General features: G+C 67.1%; 6 protein-coding genes and 1 pseudogene. 2 read left to right on the plus strand and 5 right to left on the minus strand.

Going from position 1 to position 4263, the window contains the following annotated elements:
• Both WA944_RS04815 and WA944_RS04820 read left to right on the plus strand, forming a co-directional pair.
• On the plus strand, positions 1-154 hold a 154-nt coding region (locus tag WA944_RS04815), incomplete at its 5' end, for a hypothetical protein (RefSeq protein ID WP_526646459.1).
• Positions 155-157: 3 nt separating this feature from the next.
• Positions 158-721: a TetR/AcrR family transcriptional regulator gene (locus tag WA944_RS04820; RefSeq protein ID WP_526370600.1), complete on the plus strand. Its 564-nt coding sequence runs from the start codon at positions 158-160 to the stop codon at positions 719-721.
• A gap of 4 nt (positions 722-725) precedes the next feature.
• Here the strand turns inward: WA944_RS04820 and WA944_RS04825 are convergent, their stop codons facing one another.
• The 5 genes and pseudogenes from WA944_RS04825 to WA944_RS04845 form a co-directional block, all read right to left on the minus strand.
• Complete coding sequence (locus WA944_RS04825) at positions 726-914, minus strand: helix-turn-helix domain-containing protein (protein WP_163890416.1); 189 nt, start codon at positions 912-914, stop codon at positions 726-728.
• Between the two features lie 63 nt (positions 915-977).
• Positions 978-2606, minus strand: coding sequence for an ABC-F family ATP-binding cassette domain-containing protein (locus WA944_RS04830; RefSeq protein ID WP_163890414.1), 1629 nt, complete (start codon positions 2604-2606; stop codon positions 978-980).
• Between the two features lie 14 nt (positions 2607-2620).
• Positions 2621-3446, minus strand: a pseudogene (locus tag WA944_RS04835) (enoyl-CoA hydratase).
• Between the two features lie 31 nt (positions 3447-3477).
• Positions 3478-3852 (minus strand): thioredoxin, encoded by a 375-nt coding sequence (gene trxA, locus WA944_RS04840; RefSeq protein WP_526370603.1) that lies wholly within the window; start codon positions 3850-3852, stop codon positions 3478-3480.
• 59 nt (positions 3853-3911) lie between these two features.
• Positions 3912-4145: a hypothetical protein gene (locus tag WA944_RS04845; RefSeq protein WP_526611437.1), complete on the minus strand. Its 234-nt coding sequence runs from the start codon at positions 4143-4145 to the stop codon at positions 3912-3914.
• Positions 4146-4263: the final 118 nt, after the last annotated feature.

The raw sequence follows: 4263 nt of genomic DNA on the forward strand, positions 1-4263 counted from the left end.
TACGCCCAGGACGGTGCATGTGAAGGCCACCAAGCAGGACGGCGGCGAGGTCGAGTTCGACGCCGTGGTGCGCATCGACACCCCCGGCGAGGCGGACTACTACCGCAACGGCGGCATCCTGCAGTACGTGCTGCGCAACATGCTGAAGTCGTAGCAGGTGCCCCGGGTCACCGACGATCATCTGGCGGCACGGCGTCGTCAGATTCTCGACGGTGCCCGGCGGTGCTTCGCCGAGCACGGCTACGACCGGGCGACAGTCCGACGACTCGAGCAGACCATCGGGCTGTCGCGCGGCGCGATCTTCCATCACTTCCGCGACAAGGACACGCTGTTCTTCGAGCTGGCCCGCGAGGACGCCGAGCGGATGGCCGAGGTGGCGACGCGGGAGGGGCTGATCCAGGTGATGCGGGAGATGCTCGCCGCACCGGAACAGTTCGACTGGCTGGCCACCCGGCTGGAGATCGCACGCAAGCTGCGCAACGACCCTGCCTTCAGCCAGGGCTGGGCGGAACGCTCCGCCGAACTGTCGGCGGCCACCACCGAGCGACTACGGCGCCAGAAGCAGGCGGGACGGCTGCGTGACGACGTGCCCGGCGAGGTGCTGCGCACCTACCTCGAGTTGGTCCTCGACGGCCTGGTGGCGCGACTGGCTTCCGGTGACGATCCCGAAAGGCTCGGCGCCGTGCTGGATCTGGTCGAGGACTCGGTCCGGCAACGGTGACCCGTCACCGGCGGCCGCGATGGTTGGGGCCGCCGCGGCTGCGCATTGCGGTGCCAGATTCGCGCAGCATGCTGTGAATCGAGCCGTAGGAGCGGCCGGTCGATGCCACCAGTGACCGGATACTCGCCCCGCGCTCGTACTCGTGGCGGAGCTCGCTGATCAACTGTTCCCTGGTTTTGCTGTCCTGCTTCATCGGCGCCTCCCCGCGGTTGATGCCTAGGCATACCCGGCGCGGGAACTGTTGACACGCGAAAGATCAGGCGAGCTCGATCAGGTCGCGGTATTCGTCGGACCAGAAGTCCTCGGTGCCGTCGGGCAGCAGCACCACCCGCTGCGGGTCCAATGCCTCGGCGGCCCCGGGGTCGTGGGTCACCAGCACCACCGCGCCCCGGTAGCTGCGCAGTGCGTCGAGCACCTGTTCGCGCGACGCCGGATCGAGGTTGTTCGTCGGCTCGTCGAGCAGCAACACGTTCGCCGTCGAGGCGACCAGTCCGGCCAGCGCCAATCGTGTCTTCTCGCCGCCCGAGAGGGTGCCTGCGGGCTGGTCGAGTTGCGCGCCGCTGAACATGAACGCCCCCAACAGGCCGCGGAGGTCCTGCTCACCGGTGTCCGGGGCGGCATGGCGGATGTTCTCCCAGACCGAGGCCGACCCGTCGATCGTGTCGTGTTCCTGCGCGAAGTAGCCGAGCTTGAGGCCATGCCCTGGCTCGATCACCCCCGCATCGGGCAACTCGGTTCCCGCAAGGATGCGCAGCAGCGTGGTTTTACCCGCACCGTTGAGTCCGAGGATGACCACCCGAGATCCCTTGTCGATCGCCAGGTCGACGCCCGTGAACACCTCCAGGGAGCCGAATACCTTGGTCAGGCCCTTGGCCACCAACGGGGTTCGACCGCACACCGCGGGCGTGGGAAACCTGATTCGGGCGACCTTGTCGGCCACCCGCTCGTCGTCGAGCTCGGCGATCATCCGCTCGGCCCGCTTCAGCATATTCTGCGCGGCAACGGCTTTGGTGGCCTTGGCGCCCATCTTGGCCGCCTGGGTGCGCAGCGCCGACGCCTTCTTCTCGGCGTTGGCACGTTCCCGGCGGCGGCGTTGCTCATCGGTGGCACGGGCATCCAGGTACTTCTGCCAACCCATGTTGTAGACGTCGGCCTCGCCACGCACCGCATCGAGGAACCACACCCGGTTCACGACGTCGGCGAGCAGGTCCACGTCGTGGCTGATCACCACGAGACCACCTGTGTGGTTCTGCAGAAACGTGCGCAACCACCCGATGGAGTCGGCATCGAGGTGGTTGGTGGGCTCGTCGAGGAGCAGCGTCGTGTCCGATCCAGAGCCGGTGTCAGACGCGGCGAACAGGATGCGGCTGAGCTCGACGCGGCGACGTTGGCCACCCGACAGCGTGCGCAGCGGCTGGGTCAGAATGCGCTCGGGCAGGCCCAGACTGGCGCAGATCCGGCCGGCTTCACTCTCGGCGGCGTACCCACCCAGCGCGGCAAACCGCTCTTCGAGCACTCCGTAGCGCTTGATCGCCTTGTCACGGGCGTCGTCGTCGGCCACCTCGGCCATCAGCACCTGCTGCTTCTCCAGATCGGTGAGCAGGGTGTCCAGACCGCGCGCCGACAGCACCCGGTCGCGGGCCAGCATGTCGAGGTCACCTTCGCGGGGGTCCTGCGGCAGGTAGCCGACCTCTCCGACGCGGGTGACGGTCCCTGCGTAGGGCTCGCCCTCCCCGGCCAGAATGCGCATGGTGGTGGTCTTGCCGGCCCCGTTTCGACCGACCAGACCGATGCGGTCGCCGGGCTGGATCCGCAGCGCCGCCCCGTCGACCGAGAGCAGGGTGCGCGCCCCGGCGCGGACCTCGAGGTCCGTTGCGGTGATCACGCTGATGTCCCTACTTACTTGTCGTCGGTGAAGGCGGGGGCGCGCCGCTGGGCACGCGCGGCGACCGCTTCCTCGAAGTTGCTGGTGAGCAGACGAAGGTACAACTGTCCCAGACCCTCGGCCTGCATGTGCCCTTCCAGGCTAGTGGCGTCCAGTCCACTCCACAGTGTGCGTTTGGTCAACTCGATACCCGGCCTCGAGAACGAAGCGATCCGCGCCGCCATGTCGAAGCACACCTCGAGAAGCTCGGACTCGGGCACCGCGCGCGACACCAAACCACTCCGCTCGGCTTCTTCGGCGGTGACATCGCGCCCGGTCAGCATCATCTCGAAGGCCCGCGAGGTGCCGATCGCGCGGCAACAGGAACGACAGGCCCAGTTCGCTGGCGGTCAGCCCGAGGTTGATGCCTGCCGCGCGGAAGTAGGCGCCGCTGGCCGCGACGCGGATGTCGCAGGCCAGTGCCAGGCACAGTCCCCCGCCGATCGCCGCGCCGTTCACCGCCGCGATGACCGGCTGGTGCATTTTGCGCAACGCCAAAATGACGTCGTCGAGAACCTCCATCGAGCGCAGCGCGAACGTCGGTCTGGTCAGGCCGTCGACATGGGGAACCGACCCGGCCGACTTGTGATCGGCCCCCGAGGAGAACCCTCGCCCCGCACCGGTCAGCACGATCGCGCGCACCGTGTTGTCGGAGTTGAGCTCGTCGAGGACCTTTTTGAGCGGGACCATGATGTCGAAGGCCATCGAGTTCATCCGCTCGGGCCGGTTGAACGTCACCAGCGCGATATGCGGGCGCGGACGGTCTACCAGGACGAACTGCGCAGGAGTGTCTTCGGTCACGCCTGCACGGTATCGGGCGTCGGGTCAGGCGCTACTGCGGACCGGGGGCCTCACCGTCGTCCTGGGCTGCCGTCGCAGCGTCGATGTCGAACTCCTTGACCTTCTGGACCAGATCCTCCAACGCCGCCGGCGGCAGGGCGCCGGCCTGGTTGAACACCAGCTTGCCCTTCTTGAACGCCATCAAGGTCGGGATCGAGCGGATGTCTGCGGCAGCGGCCAGCTGCTGCTCGGCCTCGGTGTCCACCTTGGCGTACACCACATCGGGATGTTTGTCCGACGACGCCGAGAAGGTCGGCGCGAACTGCTTGCACGGCCCGCACCACGACGCCCAGAAATCCACGAGCACGATTTCGTTGTCGTTGATGGTGTCGTTGAACCGTTCAGCAGTCAGGTCTTGGGTAGCCACGTCATTCCTAACGTCGGGTTCTTGGGCTCTGTTCCCAGCATGTACCCGTCCAGCGTTCGCTACAACGTGTAGGTCTTCACCCAGTCGACTTTCATCTGCGCCCGGAAGGGTGCCGAGGGGTCAGGATCGCCGGTCCAGGGATTGCCGACGGCGACGTTGAGGATCAGATAGTGGTCCCAGGCGCCGGAGAACGGCGTCCAGTCGCCCCCGAGTGCCTCGTACTGGGCCTGGGTGACCCTTCCGACCTCGACGCCGTCGACATGCCAGACTATGCGGTCCGAGTGCCAGTCCATGCCGTACTCGTGGAAATCCTGCGACAGGCCACCCCGAGGTCCGCGCCGACGTGGTGCAGCTTGACGTCGACGGTGTTGTCCGCATCCGACGGTCCGTGGATGTTCCCGGTCCATCCCC

The organism is Mycobacterium sp., from assembly GCF_049683355.1.
Lineage (GTDB): Bacteria > Actinomycetota > Actinomycetes > Mycobacteriales > Mycobacteriaceae > Mycobacterium.

Coding starts and splice junctions, on each gene's coding strand:
- WA944_RS04825 (WP_163890416.1), bottom strand. CDS start 914: ATGAAGCAGGACAGCAAAACCAGGGAACAGTTGATCAGCGAGCTCCGC.
- WA944_RS04845 (WP_526611437.1), bottom strand. CDS start 4,145: ATGGACTGGCACTCGGACCGCATAGTCTGGCATGTCGACGGCGTCGAG.